This window comes from Curtobacterium sp. USHLN213, assembly GCF_037144815.1.
Taxonomy (GTDB): domain Bacteria; phylum Actinomycetota; class Actinomycetes; order Actinomycetales; family Microbacteriaceae; genus Curtobacterium.
Genome location: NZ_JBBCYQ010000008.1, coordinates 52,628 through 65,813, shown reverse-complemented (window position 1 = coordinate 65,813; position 13,186 = coordinate 52,628). Strand labels below are relative to the sequence as shown.

Annotated in this window: 13 protein-coding genes; 7 read left to right on the top strand and 6 right to left on the bottom strand. The window is 71.1% G+C overall.

The annotated features are described in order from the left end of the window. Positions 1 to 59: 59 nt before the first annotated feature. Together WFH25_RS12145 and WFH25_RS12140 are read right to left on the bottom strand one after the other, a co-directional pair. Positions 60 to 896 carry an aldo/keto reductase gene (locus WFH25_RS12145; RefSeq protein ID WP_336697850.1) on the bottom strand — a complete coding sequence of 279 codons (837 nt, stop codon included), beginning with the start codon at positions 894 to 896 and terminating at the stop codon, positions 60 to 62. Further along, complete coding sequence (locus tag WFH25_RS12140; RefSeq protein ID WP_092094011.1) at positions 896 to 1,267, bottom strand: FKBP-type peptidyl-prolyl cis-trans isomerase; 372 nt, start codon at positions 1,265 to 1,267, stop codon at positions 896 to 898. Before WFH25_RS12140 ends, WFH25_RS12145 begins: the two co-directional genes overlap by 1 nt. A gap of 79 nt (positions 1,268 to 1,346) precedes the next feature. Here WFH25_RS12140 and WFH25_RS12135 point away from each other — a divergent pair, with 79 nt between their 5' ends. Together WFH25_RS12135 and WFH25_RS12130 are read left to right on the top strand one after the other, a co-directional pair. Then, entirely contained in the window at positions 1,347 to 2,669 is a 1,323-nt protein-coding gene (locus WFH25_RS12135) for an MFS transporter (protein WP_083403314.1), read from the top strand. A 102-nt stretch (positions 2,670 to 2,771) separates the two neighbouring features. Beyond that, complete coding sequence (locus tag WFH25_RS12130) at positions 2,772 to 3,863, top strand: YihY/virulence factor BrkB family protein (RefSeq protein WP_071301686.1); 1,092 nt, start codon at positions 2,772 to 2,774, stop codon at positions 3,861 to 3,863. Positions 3,864 to 3,999: 136 nt separating this feature from the next. Here the strand turns inward: WFH25_RS12130 and WFH25_RS12125 are convergent, their stop codons facing one another. The 3 genes from WFH25_RS12125 to WFH25_RS12115 all read right to left on the bottom strand — a co-directional run bounded on the left by WFH25_RS12125 (position 4,000) and on the right by WFH25_RS12115 (position 7,223). After that, positions 4,000 to 5,472 carry an aspartate ammonia-lyase gene (locus WFH25_RS12125; RefSeq protein WP_336697849.1) on the bottom strand — a complete coding sequence of 491 codons (1,473 nt, stop codon included), beginning with the start codon at positions 5,470 to 5,472 and terminating at the stop codon, positions 4,000 to 4,002. 198 nt (positions 5,473 to 5,670) lie between these two features. After that, a complete protein-coding gene (locus WFH25_RS12120; RefSeq protein WP_309779063.1) occupies positions 5,671 to 5,967 on the bottom strand; it encodes a hypothetical protein in 297 nt (98 codons plus the stop codon). Then, positions 5,967 to 7,223 carry an inorganic phosphate transporter gene (locus tag WFH25_RS12115; RefSeq protein WP_336697848.1) on the bottom strand — a complete coding sequence of 419 codons (1,257 nt, stop codon included), beginning with the start codon at positions 7,221 to 7,223 and terminating at the stop codon, positions 5,967 to 5,969. The genes WFH25_RS12120 and WFH25_RS12115 overlap by 1 nt, the downstream gene beginning before the upstream one ends. Before the next feature lie 116 nt (positions 7,224 to 7,339). Here WFH25_RS12115 and WFH25_RS12110 point away from each other — a divergent pair, with 116 nt between their 5' ends. The 3 genes from WFH25_RS12110 to WFH25_RS12100 all read left to right on the top strand — a co-directional run bounded on the left by WFH25_RS12110 (position 7,340) and on the right by WFH25_RS12100 (position 11,236). Beyond that, on the top strand, positions 7,340 to 9,028 hold the full coding sequence (locus WFH25_RS12110) for a cation:proton antiporter (protein ID WP_071295413.1): 1,689 nt from the start codon (positions 7,340 to 7,342) through the stop codon (positions 9,026 to 9,028). A 61-nt stretch (positions 9,029 to 9,089) separates the two neighbouring features. Next, positions 9,090 to 10,700 (top strand): ABC transporter permease, encoded by a 1,611-nt coding sequence (locus WFH25_RS12105; RefSeq protein WP_336697847.1) that lies wholly within the window; start codon positions 9,090 to 9,092, stop codon positions 10,698 to 10,700. 245 nt (positions 10,701 to 10,945) lie between these two features. Then, positions 10,946 to 11,236 carry a hypothetical protein gene (locus WFH25_RS12100; protein ID WP_071295411.1) on the top strand — a complete coding sequence of 97 codons (291 nt, stop codon included), beginning with the start codon at positions 10,946 to 10,948 and terminating at the stop codon, positions 11,234 to 11,236. A 25-nt stretch (positions 11,237 to 11,261) separates the two neighbouring features. On the opposite strand, the gene WFH25_RS12095 is transcribed toward WFH25_RS12100, so the two are convergent. After that, a complete protein-coding gene (locus WFH25_RS12095) occupies positions 11,262 to 11,786 on the bottom strand; it encodes an 8-oxo-dGTP diphosphatase (RefSeq protein WP_175475779.1) in 525 nt (174 codons plus the stop codon). 64 nt (positions 11,787 to 11,850) lie between these two features. On the opposite strand from WFH25_RS12095, the gene WFH25_RS12090 reads away from it, so the two are divergent. Both WFH25_RS12090 and WFH25_RS12085 read left to right on the top strand, forming a co-directional pair. After that, the gene (locus WFH25_RS12090; RefSeq protein WP_336697846.1) at positions 11,851 to 12,201 is read left to right on the top strand and encodes a tryptophan synthase subunit alpha; all 351 of its coding nucleotides are present in this window, start codon (positions 11,851 to 11,853) and stop codon (positions 12,199 to 12,201) included. Positions 12,202 to 12,235: 34 nt separating this feature from the next. Next, positions 12,236 to 13,126: an aminodeoxychorismate lyase gene (locus WFH25_RS12085; protein WP_336697845.1), complete on the top strand. Its 891-nt coding sequence runs from the start codon at positions 12,236 to 12,238 to the stop codon at positions 13,124 to 13,126. Positions 13,127 to 13,186 lie beyond the last annotated feature (60 nt).

Sequence of the window (13,186 nt, the reverse complement as noted above, 5' to 3'; positions counted from 1 at the left end):
ACACAACCCTTCGGGACAGGGGAACCCAGTGTAGTCCCCCCATCCCGAAGTGAGGCTTCCTACATCTCTTCGTGCGTGTCCGGGTCGCCGTCCCAGAGGCGTCCGCGCTCGAGGCCGGAGATCGCTGCGACCTCGGCGTCGGTCAGCTCGAAGCCGAAGACGTCGAGGTTCTCACGCTGCCGGGCCGCGTCGCCGGACTTCGGCACCGGGACGGCACCGATCTGGACGTGCCAGCGGAGCACGACCTGCCCGGGGGTGACCCCGTGCGCGGCGGCGGCGTCGACGATCGGCTGCTCCGTGAGGAGTTCCGACCGCTTCGCCAGGGGGCTCCAGCTCTCGGTCACGATGCCGAGCTCCTGGTGCACCTTCCGCAGTTCGCCCTGCGGGAAGTACGGGTGCAGCTCGACCTGGTTCACGGCCGGGGCGACACCCGTGGCGTCCACGATGCGACGCAGGTGCTCCGGGGTGAAGTTCGAGACGCCGATCGAGCGGACCTTGCCGCTGTCGCGGAGGTCGACGAAGGCCTTCCAGGTGTCGACGAACTTGTCCACGGACGGGTTCGGCCAGTGGATCAGGTAGAGGTCGACCGAGTCGAGGCCCAGGTTGCCGAGGGTCTCGTCGATCGAGCGGTGCGCCTCGTCGTAGCCGTGGTGGCGGCCGGGGAGCTTCGACGTGACGACGAGGTCCTCGCGCGCCACCTCGGACTCGCGGACGGCCTTGCCGACGGCGTCCTCGTTGCCGTAGTTGAGCGCGGTGTCGAGCAGCCGGTAGCCGCCCGCGATCGCCGTCCCGACAGCCGCCGTGCCCTCGTCGCCGTTCAGCCCGTAAGTGCCGAGGCCGAGCTCCGGGAACCGGTGTCCGTCGTTCAGCTCGATGGTCGGTGCGCCGACCTGCATCAGCGGACCCCGAGCAGGTCGATGACGAAGATCAGGGTCTTGCCGGACAGGAAGTGGCCACCGCCGGCGGGGCCGTAGGCGAGCTCCGGCGGGACGACGAGCTTGCGGCGCCCGCCGACCTTCATGCCGGGGATGCCCTCCTGCCAGCCGCGCACCAGGGCGGCGAGCGGGAAGTCGATCGGCTCGCCGCGGTTCCACGAGCTGTCGAACTCCTCGCCGGTCTCGTACTCGACACCGGCGTAGTGCACCTTGACGGTCGACCCGGCGGAGGCCACGTCGCCGGAGCCCTCGACGATGTCGGTGATGACGAGCTCGGTGGGGGCGGGGCCCTCGGGGGCGTCGAACTCGGGCTTGCTGTTCAGGTCAGTCATGCCCGCCAGTCAACCAGAGAGCGCGGACATGGCCCCGCACGTCCACGGACGGCGCCGCAGCCCCCAGAATGGTTCCACCGTGACATCATCCACACCGACCGGCGAGCGCCGACGCCGTCTCCTCGCCGACCTCACCCCGCTCCGCCGCTCCCCCGCGTTCGCCCGGCTCTGGCTCGGCACCGCCATCGCCGGCATCGGCACGCAGATGACCACCGTCGCCGTCGGCCTCGAGGTCTACGACATCACCGGCTCCACCTTCGCGGTCGCCCTCGTCGGTGTGATCGCGCTCCTGCCGATGATCGTCGCCGGCCTCTACGGCGGGATGCTCGCCGACGCGTTCGACCGGCGCACCGTCGCACTCGTGTCCGCCGTGATCGCCTGGGCCGCCGTGGCCCTGATCGCCACGCACGCCTGGCTCGGACTGCACAGCGTCGCCCTGCTCTACGTCCTCGCCACGGTCAACGCCGTCGCCGCGACCGTGAGCAACGCGTCCCGCTCCGCGATCGTGCCCCGGCTCGTGGGCACGGACCTGCTGCCGGCGGCGAGCGCCCTCGGCGGCATCGCGTCGGGGTTCCAGGTCACGGTGGGTCCCGCGGTCGCGGGCGTGCTCATCGCGGCCGTCGGCTTCGCCCCGACGTACACGATCGACGTGGTCCTGTTCACGTTCGCGTTCCTCGGGGTGTTCACCCTGCCGCGGATGGCCGCCGACCGGGACGCGCTCCGTCCGGGGCTCAGCTCGCTCGTCGAAGGGGCGCGGTTCCTACGACGGTCGCGCAACATCACCATGACGTTCGTGCTCGACATCGTCGCGATGACGTTCGGGCAGCCCCGCGTGCTCTTCCCCGCGATCGGTGCGCTCGTGATCGGCGGCGGGTCGATCACCGTCGGCACCCTCACCGCGGCGTACGCGATCGGAGCCCTGCTCTCGAGCGTCTTCTCCGGTCCGCTCGGACACGTCCGCCGCCAGGGCGAGGCGGTCGGCTGGGCGATCACCGCCTACGGTGGCGCCATCGCGGCGTTCGGCGTGGTCATCGCCTGTGCCCACGCGCTCGGCGGCCGCGAGGGCGACGCGTTCAGCACCGGCATCCTGCCCGCGCTCGGCCTCGCGGCACTCTTCCTCGCGGCGGCCGGCGGCGCGGACAACGTCAGCTCGGTGTTCCGGAACACGATCCTGCAGGCCGCTTCCCCGGACGGCATGCGCGGACGCCTGCAGGGCATCTTCATCGTCGTCGTCACCGGTGGACCGCGGCTGGGCGACCTCTACGCGGGGCTGGTGGTCGCCGCCGGCATCGCGTACCCGCCGATCATCGGCGGCGTGCTCATCATCGGCCTGGTCGCGCTGCTCCTCCGCGCGGTGCCGTCCTTCCGCCGGTACGACGCACGGCACCCGCACGCGAACTGACGAGCGGAGCGGCCGCCGGACGCGACCGTCGACCGGACGGGAGGCGCGGTGCGGGCTGTCACCGCGCCTCCTGGCCCGCAGGTGTCGGGTACCGTACAACGCATGCCGGACAGCGCATCGCGCGACCTCCAGCGGACGGGAGTCCGCGCCGTGGTCCGGCGCACCTACCACTCGGTCATCCGGCACCGCGTCGTCGACGCGGCGGCGTCGCTGACGTTCTTCGCGCTGCTCACGGTGTTCCCGACGACGCTGACCGTGGTGTCGGCCCTGTCGATCGTGGACCGGCAGGGCGACAGCCTCGAGGACATCATCGGGATCCTCGGGTTCATCGTCCGCCCCGAGACGGCCTCGCACCTCGAGGGTCCGCTCCGGCAGCTCCTCACCCTGGACAACCCGTGGCTCGGCTTCGCGATCGGCGTCGTGCTGACGCTGTGGTCGCTCTCCGGGTACGCGACGGCGTTCGGCCGGGCGATGAACACCGCCTACGAGGTCGAGGAGGGGCGTCGCATCTGGAAGTTCCGCAGCATGATGCTCCTCGTCACGCTGCTCGTGATGGCCGGCGGTGCGATCGCGATCGTGATCCTGCTCGGCACCCCGACGATCTCCGCCGCGGTCATCCGGTCCTTCGGGTGGGCGCCGTGGATCGACGACCTCTGGAACGTGGTGAAGTGGCCGATCCTCGCCGCCGACCTCGTCGTGATGGTCGCGGTGCTGTACTACGCGACGCCGAACGTGAAGACGCCGCAGCTGCGGTGGGTGTCCGCCGGTGCCGGGTTCGCCATCGTGACGTGGGCGCTCGCGACGCTCGGGTTCTCGCTCTACGTCGAGACGATCGGCGGCGGCAACAAGGCCTACGGGTGGCTCGGTGGCGCGATCCTGCTGCTCGTGTACCTGTACATCTCGAACTTCGTCCTCGTGGTGGGCGGTGAGCTCGACTCCGAGGTGATCCGGATGCGCCAGCTCCTCGCCGGGATCGAGGCCGACGAGTCCATCCGGCTGCCGCTGCGGGACGTCACGCGGAACTTCACGCTCGCCCGGTGGCGGGACGCCGACATCGCCGCCGCACACCACGTCCGGACGATCGCGGCGCAGCGGGCGGCCGAGGACGACGCCGATCCTGCCCAGGCCGAGGCGGCGGAGCACCTGCGGGACCTGTCCCGGCAGGTGCGGGTCGGCGAGCCGCCGATGCCGTAGGCGCCGGGTGAACGCTGCTCGCACGGTGCGAGCCCGCGATCGCAGTGTGCGAGGTTCCGACCGGTGTGGGAGCGCGATTGCCCCGCACCGTGCGCGGAACCTCGCACACTGCGGAGGCGCGGCGCGGCGCCGCGCGTCAGCGCTCGCGCGCCGCCCGGTCGAGCATCTCCTCGGTGACGACCGGGATCGCCCCCGTGGCCAGCTCGATGCCCGACAGCCGCGCCGGGCTCAGGACGCGCTGGACCTGGTCCTCCTCCATGAGCCCCGCCGCGGTCACGAGCGTCGAGATGGGCGTCGAGGTCGTCAACGCCGTGTGCGCGATCGACGCCGCGGCCGCGTACCCGATGTACGGCGTGAGCGCGGTGACGACGCCGACGTTCGTGTCGACCTGGGCCGCGAGCTTCGCCTCGTTCGCCTCGATCCCGGCCACGCAGTTCACCCGGAGGGTCGCGCACCCGCTCGCCATCCACTGCAGCGACTGCAGGATCGAGTGGGCGATGATCGGCTCGAACGCGTTGAGCTGCAGCTGCCCGCCCTCGGCCGCCATCGTGACCGTGGTGTCCGCCCCCACGACCGCGAACGCGATCTGGTTCACAACCTCGGGGATGACCGGGTTCACCTTGCCCGGCATGATCGAGGATCCTGCCTGCCGCGCCGGGAGCGTGATCTCCCCCAGGCCGGCCTGCGGACCCGAGGCCAGCAGCCGCAGGTCGTTGCAGATCTTCGAGAGCTTCGCCGCGCTCCGCTTCACGGTGCCGGACAGGGTCATGAACGCGCCGGCGTCGCTCGTCGCCTCGATGAGGTCCGGGGCCGTCACGATGTCGAGCCCGGATGCGACCTGCAGCTGGCGGCGGACCTCGTCGCGGTACTGGGGGTCGGCCGTGATGCCCGTGCCGATCGCCGTCGCGCCGAGGTTCGTCTCGGCGAGCAGCGGCATGACCGTCTTGAGCAGGAGGACGTCCTCCTGGATGGTGTGCGAGAAGCCGGTGAACTCCTGCCCGAGGGTCATCGGCACCGCGTCCTGCAGCTGGGTGCGTCCGACCTTCAGCACGTCCTGGAAGGCGTGCCCGCGCTCCGCGAAGGCGTCGGACAGCGCCTCGAGTTGCGACACGAGCCGCCGCACGCCGAGGATCATCGCGAGTTTGATGCTCGTCGGGTACGTGTCGTTCGTCGACTGGCTGCGGTTGACGTGGTCGATCGGGTGCAGGTACCCGTAGTCGCCCTTCTCGCGGCCGAGGAGCTCGAGGGCACGGTTCGCGAGCACCTCGTTCGTGTTCATGTTCGTCGAGGTACCGGCACCGCCCTGCACGATGTCGACGACGAACTGGTCGCGGAGCGAACCGTCGCGGACCTCCTGCGCGGCACGGTCGATGGCGTCGGCACGCTCGGCGTCGAGCACCCCGATCGCCTTGTTCGCCCGGGCGGCCGCCTGCTTGACGGTCGCGAGGGCCTCGATGAGGTCCGGGTAGACCGCGATCGGCACCGAGGTGATGGGGAAGTTCTCGAGGGCGCGGAGGGTGTTGATGCCCCAGTACGCGTCCGCTGGGACGTCACGCGACCCCAGGGAGTCGGTCTCGGTACGGGTCTGTGCTGCTTCGTTGCCGGTCACGCCCACGAGGGTAGCCCGTCCGGCCGGTCGGGGCCGGGCCCCGGCCCGGGCGGGCGCGTCGCGACGTGCGAGGACGTCGCGGGTGGCGCGGTGGACGCGCGCGGTGACGGCCTGGAGGCGCGGTGCGGGTCGGCACCGTGCCTCCAGGCCGTCAGGGGGTCGCGCCCAGGGCGCGCACGCCGGTCGGCGCGGGATGCGTCAGTGGAACTGCGGGACGATGAGGTAGATGCCGTAGAGGACGGCCGCGCCGGAGACGACGAAGCAGGCGACGGACAGCGTCCGGAACCAGCGCACGGCGGTCGTGACGTTCGACGGGTGCGGGAACCCGACCGTCGCCGGACCGATCGTGCCGTCGTCCTTCACGGTGAACTTGCCGGCGCGGGTGTCGGCGGCGCTCCAGAAGCGGAGGCCGATCGAGTACACGGTGACCACGAAGCACGCGCCGACGAGCGACACGATCGCGACCGTCAGGAAGGCGAACCAGTCGATCCCCATCAGCGTCGTCCTCCCTTGCGGCCGGCCATGCGGCGCAGGGTGCGCTCGCGGCTCAGCTCGGCTCGACGCGCGGCGACGGTCTCGGCGCGCTTCTTCCGCTGCAGGTCACGCAGCTCCTTGCGGGTGAACACCGCGTTGGCGGCGACGTCCACCTCGATCGCGGCGGCCTGCTCGTGCGGCTTGCGGAGCGACCACAGGTAGAGCCCGAGGATCACCGCGGCGCCGACGACCGCGTCGATGACGAGGCCCGTGACGCCGAGGCGGGCGATGCCGGACGCGACCGCGCCGACGGCAGCGGCTGCCGGGAGGGTGATGAACCAGGCGATCACGATCTTGCCGGCGGTGGACCACTGGATCTTCGACCCGCGGCGACCCAGACCGGCGCCGATGATCGAGCCGGAGGACACCTGCGTGGTGGACAGCGCGAAACCGAGGTGGCTCGAGGCGAGGATCGTCGCCGCGGTCGACGCCTCGGCCGCGAAGCCCTGCGTCGCGCGGATCTCGGTGATGCCGGACCCGAGCGTGCGGATGATGCGCCACCCGCCGGTGTACGTGCCGAGGGCGATCGCCAGGGCGCAGGCGATGACGACCCAGAACTGGACGCCCTGCTCGGACGACTGCGCACCCGAGGCGATGAGGGTCAGCGTGATGACGCCCATCGTCTTCTGGGCGTCGTTCGTGCCGTGCGCGAGCGACACCATCGAGCTCGTGAAGACCTGGCCGATGCGGAAGCCGCCGCGCTCGTTCGGGAAGACCGGGCGCCGGGTGATCCGGTACGCGATCCGGGTGGACAGGAACGAGACCAGCGCGGCGATCACCGGCGAGAGGAACGCGGGGATGATCACCACCGTCAGCAGGGCCGCGTAGTTGACGGCGTTGAACCCCGCACCGACGATCGCGGCACCGATGAGCCCGCCGAACAGCGCGTGCGAGGACGACGACGGCAGGCCGCGCAGCCACGTGATCATGTTCCAGACGACCGCCCCGATGAGCCCGGCGAAGATCATCTCCGGGCTGATCGCCACGCCTCCGGGCCCCTCGTTGATGAGGCCGTGCGAGATCGACGTCGCCACCGCGGTGCTGAGGAACGCACCGACGAGGTTGAGCGCCGCGGCGACCGTGACGGCCACCTTGGGCTTCATCGCACCGGTGGCGATCGGGGTCGCCATCGCGTTGGCGGTGTCGTGAAAACCGTTTGTGAAGTCGAAGAAGAGGGCCAACGCGATGACCAGGACGACTATGAGTGTGATGTCCACCGCGGGCAAGTGTCCCAGGCTGGACGCCGCCTGGCAAACCCTGTCGGACACCTGCTGTTCATGTCACCTTCGGACTCGTTCAGATCCGGAACCATTCCGATGGGAGAATGGACGGCATGGACACCGTCGAGCTCCTCATCCTGTTGGTCGGATCGCTCGCGGTGACGGGGTTCGCTCGGGCCAAGGGACTGCCGGCGCCGCTGCTCGTGACGGCCGTCGCCCTGGCCGCGTCGTTCCTGCCGGGCCTCCCGCCGATCGAGATCGACTCCGAGGTCATCCTGACGATCATCCTGCCGCCGCTGCTCTACTCGGCGGCGCTCGACGTGTCGTGGCAGAGCTTCCGGCAGTCGATCAAGCAGATCCGTCGACTCGGCATCTTCCTCGTGATCATCACGGCACTGGCCGTCGGCCTCGCGGCGTACATCATCATCCCCGACATGGACTGGCCCGCGGCGATCCTGCTCGGCGCGATCGTCGCCCCGCCGGACGCGGTGTCGGCCGCCGCGATCGGCCGGAAGCTCGGGCTCCCCCGCCGCGTGATGACGGTGCTGTCCGGCGAGAGCCTCATCAACGACGCCGCGTCCCTGACGCTCGTGCGCGTGTTCACCCTGATCGCGGCGGGCACCTCGCTCACGATCTGGCAGGACCTCGGGATCTTCGGCCTCGCGATCGGCGTCGGACTGGCGGTCGGCATCGTCCTCGGCGTCGCGGTGCACTGGATCCGGATGCGGATCAACGACCCGGTGGTCGAGACGATCATGAGCATCCTGCTGCCGTTCGTCGCGTACATCCTCGCCGAGGACCTCTCCGGCTCCGGGGTGATCGCGGTGGTGACCGCCGGCCTCTACATCGGCTACAACTCGCCGAAGGAGGGCTACGCGACCCGGCTGCAGGAGCGCCCGCTCTGGACGAGCATCGACGTCATCCTCGAGGGGTTCGTCTTCGCCCTCATCGGCCTCCAGCTCAACACCGTCGTGCAGGACCTCGTCGAGAGCGAGCGCAGCCTCGGGCAGACCCTGACCGCCGCGGCCGTGGTGCTCGTGGTGGTGATCCTCGTGCGGCCGCTCTTCGTGTTCGAGTCCTACGTGCGCAACCGCTTCAACGGCAGGTGGTTCCGCCCCCTGCGCATCCGGCTCTCCCGCGGCCACCCGTCCCTGCGGTGGATGCGCGGCTCGGCGGAACCGAAGCTCAACTGGCGCGAGCTCACCGTCATCTCGTGGACGGGCATGCGGGGCGTGGTGACCCTCGCCGCCGCCGTGTCGGTCGTGGCGAACCCGGTCGACATCAAGGCCCAGGACACCATCTTCATCATCGCGTTCATCGTGACGGTGGGGACCCTCCTGCTCCAGGGACTCACCCTGCCGTTCGTGATCCGGTCGCTCAAGGTGCAGGACCCGGCCGAGGGCGAGGAGGACGTCCGCAGCGAGATGCGCCTCAACCAGCGCACGACCGAGGCCGCGATCGAGCTGCTCGAGAAGCGACGTCCGGACTGGTCGAAGCAGTACGGCGACGAGGCCGTCGACGCCGTGGTGAACCGGCTCAAGGCCCGGCTCGAGCGCCAGGCGGAGACGTTCCGCCGCGACGCCGAGGAAGAGGAGGACGAGGAGCGCAACGCCCCGGTCCGCCTGCGGGGTGCCCAGATCCAGGACATCCGGCGGGAACTGCTCGACCGTCGCCGCGAGATCGTGCTCGAGGAACGCGAGAAGGGCAACCTCGACGAGGAGGTCATGCGCCGCGTGCTCGTGACCCTCGACGCCGAGGAACTCGCGATGGACTCGGCGCAGGCGTCGCGCAGCCGGTCCTGACCGCGACCAGGATCCCGGGCGTATCCTGGCGGCCCGACCCAGAACAGGAGCGCATCGCCGAGTGAGCACGCCGCGGAACGACGTCCCCAGGAACAACGACCTCCCGGATCGTGACGGGGGGCCGCGGCAGTCATCCGCTCCCAAGCAGCGCACGACACGTCCGTCCACCCGCGGTGGTTCGAAGCCCCGACGCGGTGCCCCGGTCGCCGGCACCCGGCCGACCCGAACCGGCTCCGGTGGTTCCGGTCGCGTCCGGCAGGCACCCGTCCCGGAACCGCAGCGCATCAGCGGCTACCGGCGCTGGTTCGGGACGCTGCACCCGTCGCTCCAGTTGATCGGCCTGCAGCTCTGGATGCCGCTGTTCTTCATCGTCGGCTTCTGCCTGTGCTACGTCTTCGCGTTCCACGCCCCGCACCCGCACGACGTCCCCGTGGCCCTCGTCGGCAGCGACCCGACCCTGGTGGCCGCGATGCAGAAGGCGCTGCCGGGCGAGTACCTCTTCCACACCTACGACTCCCTCGCGCAGGCCAAGCGCGACGTGCTCGCCGGCACCATGGCCGTGGCGTACGACCCCTCGACGAACGAGGTCTTCAAGGCCACCGCGCACCAGTTCCAGGTCGCCTCGCTCGTCCCCGTGACGCTGACCACCGTCCTGACCGGCATCGGGGTCGCCGCCCCCACCGTGACCGAACTGGCTCCGCTGCCCGCCTGGGACGAGTACGGCACCGTCGCCATGTACGTCATGCTCGCCTGGTGCATCGGCGGCTACATGGTCGCGATGTTCATCGGCATCATGGGCGGCCCGCTCCGACACCGCACCCGCATGGCCGTCATCGTCGTCGGTGGCCTGGTCATCTCGCTCATCACGAACACCCTCGCCGGGCCGGTGGTCGGCGCCATCCACGGACACTGGATCGAGCTCGTCCTCATCGCCTGGGGCTGGATCGTCGCGATCGGCCTCGCCGTCAACGGGCTGAGCTACTTCGTCGGCCGGTTCATCGCCGCGCCGGCCATGATCTGCTTCGTCTTCCTGTCGATGCCGTCGTCCGGCGGCGCCTACCCGAAGTGGTTCATGCCGGAGCCGTTCGCGTGGCTCAACAACGTCGTCGTCGGCTCGAGCATGGTCGACATGATCAAGCACCAGATCTACGGCGTCGGCCCGTCGTACTCGCGCGGCCTCATCACGATGGCCTGCTACGCCGGCGCCGGACTCGTCCTCATGTACTTCGGCAAGAAGTGGTGGGAGCGCCGACGCATCCGTGCCATCGTCACCGGCCGCACGACGATGTTCCAGGACGCCCAGACCGCGAACCGCGAGTTCCTCGGCAAGCAGCGCGACGCCGAGCTCGAGCGCCACGGGCTCACCTCCACCGAGACCGGCACGCTGAGCGTCCTCCACGACGACGACTGGGAGGACGAACGCGTCGGTGGCGACGTCTTCATGGGCGGTCGCGACGGCCTCGAGACCGAGACCACGCCCACGGGTCGCATCCCCGTCGTCCGTGGGGACCGCACCGGTCCGGTGCAGCGTCCAGGAGGCGCGGCGACCGGCCCCCGCACCCGTCCCGTCCCACGGGCCGACGGGTCCAGGGCACCGGGTCGCGCCGACGCCACGGGTCGCGCCGCCGACGGCGCCGGCGAGCGCCCGCACGGTCGGCACGCGGACCGCTGAGCCCCGGGCTGCGCGCGCAGCCCCGCGCGCGCGGCGCCCGTGCGTGTGCGGCGCCCGTGCGTGTGCATGTTCCGACATCGCACGCGTCGATCGACGGGCACGATGTCGAACGGTGCACACGCATCCGATGCACGTGCACACTTCGACACTGTGCCAGTCGATCGACGCGCGCAGTGTCGCACGGTGCACGCGCATCGACACGACCGACGCCCGGATCGCCCGCGCAGGGCGCGTATCCTGGGGGCATGAACCCGCGCATCGCCTGGCACCGCGTCCTCGTCACCGTCGTCGTCGTGTTCCTCGTGCTGACGGTCGGGTTCTACGCGGCGAGTGTGCTGCTCGCCCCCGCCGACGGCCGCAACGTCGCCGGGCTGTTCGTCGGCTGGGCGATGTTCGCGATGATCGGCGCGATCGTGTTCGGCATCATCGACTTCTTCGTGCGCCCGCTCGGCGGACGGAGCGGTGACGCCGAGGTCATCGCCGCGGCCGAGGAAGCCCGCACCGGCAGCACCCGCACGCAGACCCCCACCCGGTAGGACGACGCGCTGGGACGGCGACGGGTCAGGGTCCCGACGGCGCTGCCACCCCGGTGCCGGTGTAGCCCGACACCGTGGCATCGTCCTCGGCGAACGTGAACCGCGCCCGCACCGATCCCCCGCCGAGCACGCCCGGCAGCCAGTACTTCGCGTCGTCCCACATCGCGTCGAACGGCACGGCGTCGACCGGGATCCAGCGGGGTTCGAGTTCGTCGCTGCCCGACGGGCTGCCCTGCCAGCGGCGGCAGACGAAGACGTCCGAGACCTGGGACCAGGACGGGCGGTACGGGAACCGGTAGTCCAACGTGCCCCGCGCCTCCAGGTCCGCCGCGTCGATCCGCAGGCCGACCTCTTCCGCGACCTCGCGCACCGCCGTCTCGACGGCGGACTCCCCCGGTTCCCGCTTGCCGCCGGGTCCGACGAGCCGGCCGGTCCCGAGGCCGCGTCGCTTCTCACCGAGGAGCACCTCGGGGCCCTGCTCGCCGTCGCGCACGAGGTAGACGACGACCACGGCTGGGTGCTGGGACTTGCTCGGGTCGCGTGGGGTCACGCGTCCAGTCTGGCCGAAGTTCTGGCGTAGGCTTTTTCCATGGCGGGCACGCTGCGGGGGCACCATGGCTGAGCCGGGCAGGACCGGGCGCAGCCTCGAAGTGCTGCGCGCCGAGGCAGCCGAGGAGATCTCGATGATCGTCGAGCACCGCAGCCGCCAGGGCGAGGACCCGTGGGAGTTCATGCCGACGCTCCCCACCGTGGACGAGCAGGTCGTGCTCATCCTCCGCGCCGACTCCGTCGAGCTGGACGCCGCGATCGGGCAGCGGAGCGCGCAGTGGTCGATGCACCCCGCCTCCGGGCAGGGCACCCGCCTCGGCGAGGAGTACCACCGGCTCCGCCGCATCGCGCTGCAGCACCCCGAGCTGACGCCGGCAGTGTGGAAGCTCATGGGCGCGCTCCCCGAAGCCGGCTAGGTCGTTCCCGGCCGGGCTGCGGTTGGATGGCCCCATGACCGAAACCGTGCTCGCCGTCCTGAACCAGCCCTCCCGCGATCGCGCGCCGCACGACCCCGCGGCGGACGCGTTCACGTGGGCGAAGCCCCTCGAGGAGCACGTCCAGGTGCAGGACCTCGGCATGATCCGCGGCGACGGGGTCTTCGAGACCGTCACCGTGATCGACGGGCACCCGCAGGCGCTCGAGGCACACCTGGCGCGCTTCGGCCGCTCGGCCGCGATGCTCGACCTGCCCGCACCCGACACCGACGCCTGGCGCCGGGCGATCGAGGCGGTGTGCGCCCGGCTCGACCCGGTCCGCGAGGCCTTCGTCAAGACCGTCCTCACCCGCGGCGTCGAGGGAACGGACCGCCCGACGGGGTGGGTCTACGCGGCACCGTCCGGCGACTCGACCGCCGCACGCACCGAGGGCATCTCCGTCGTCACGCTCGACCGCGGCTACCGGCACGACGTCGAGCGGACGTCCCCGTGGCTGCTGCAGGGCGCGAAGACGCTGTCGTACGCGGTGAACATGGCAGCGCTCCGCGAGGCCGGCCGACGCGGAGCGGACGACGCCGTGTTCGTCTCGACGGACGGCTACGTGCTCGAGGGCACGCGCGCGAACCTCGTCCTCTCCGTCGGCGGGCGGCTCGTGACGCCGCGCACCGACATCGGGATCCTCGCCGGGACGACGCAGGCCGACGTGTTCCGCTTCGCCGAGGAAGCGGGCATCGAGACCGCCTACGAGCTCCTCACGCTGGACGACTTCCACGCGGCGGACGCGGCCTGGCTCGTCTCGAGCGTGCGCCAGGCGGCCCCGATCCGGTCGGTGAACGGTGTCGCGCGGGCGATCGACGCGGAACTCACGACGCGGATCAACGACTTCCTGCTGGCGCGCGAGGTCTGAGACCCGCCTGCGGGCGGCGGACTGGAGGCGCGGTGCGGGCCCGCACCGTGCCTCCCGTCC

Excerpts from the sequence above, each read along its gene's own strand:
- WFH25_RS12145 (WP_336697850.1), bottom strand. The coding sequence starts at position 896 with ATGCAGGTCGGCGCACCGACCATCGAGCTGAACGACGGACACCGGTTC.
- WFH25_RS12140 (WP_092094011.1), bottom strand. The coding sequence starts at position 1,267 with ATGACTGACCTGAACAGCAAGCCCGAGTTCGACGCCCCCGAGGGCCCC.
- WFH25_RS12130 (WP_071301686.1), top strand. The coding sequence starts at position 2,772 with ATGCCGGACAGCGCATCGCGCGACCTCCAGCGGACGGGAGTCCGCGCC.
- WFH25_RS12120 (WP_309779063.1), bottom strand. The coding sequence starts at position 5,967 with ATGGGGATCGACTGGTTCGCCTTCCTGACGGTCGCGATCGTGTCGCTC.
- WFH25_RS12110 (WP_071295413.1), top strand. The coding sequence starts at position 7,340 with ATGGACACCGTCGAGCTCCTCATCCTGTTGGTCGGATCGCTCGCGGTG.
- WFH25_RS12100 (WP_071295411.1), top strand. The coding sequence starts at position 10,946 with ATGAACCCGCGCATCGCCTGGCACCGCGTCCTCGTCACCGTCGTCGTC.
- WFH25_RS12090 (WP_336697846.1), top strand. The coding sequence starts at position 11,851 with ATGGCTGAGCCGGGCAGGACCGGGCGCAGCCTCGAAGTGCTGCGCGCC.
- WFH25_RS12085 (WP_336697845.1), top strand. The coding sequence starts at position 12,236 with ATGACCGAAACCGTGCTCGCCGTCCTGAACCAGCCCTCCCGCGATCGC.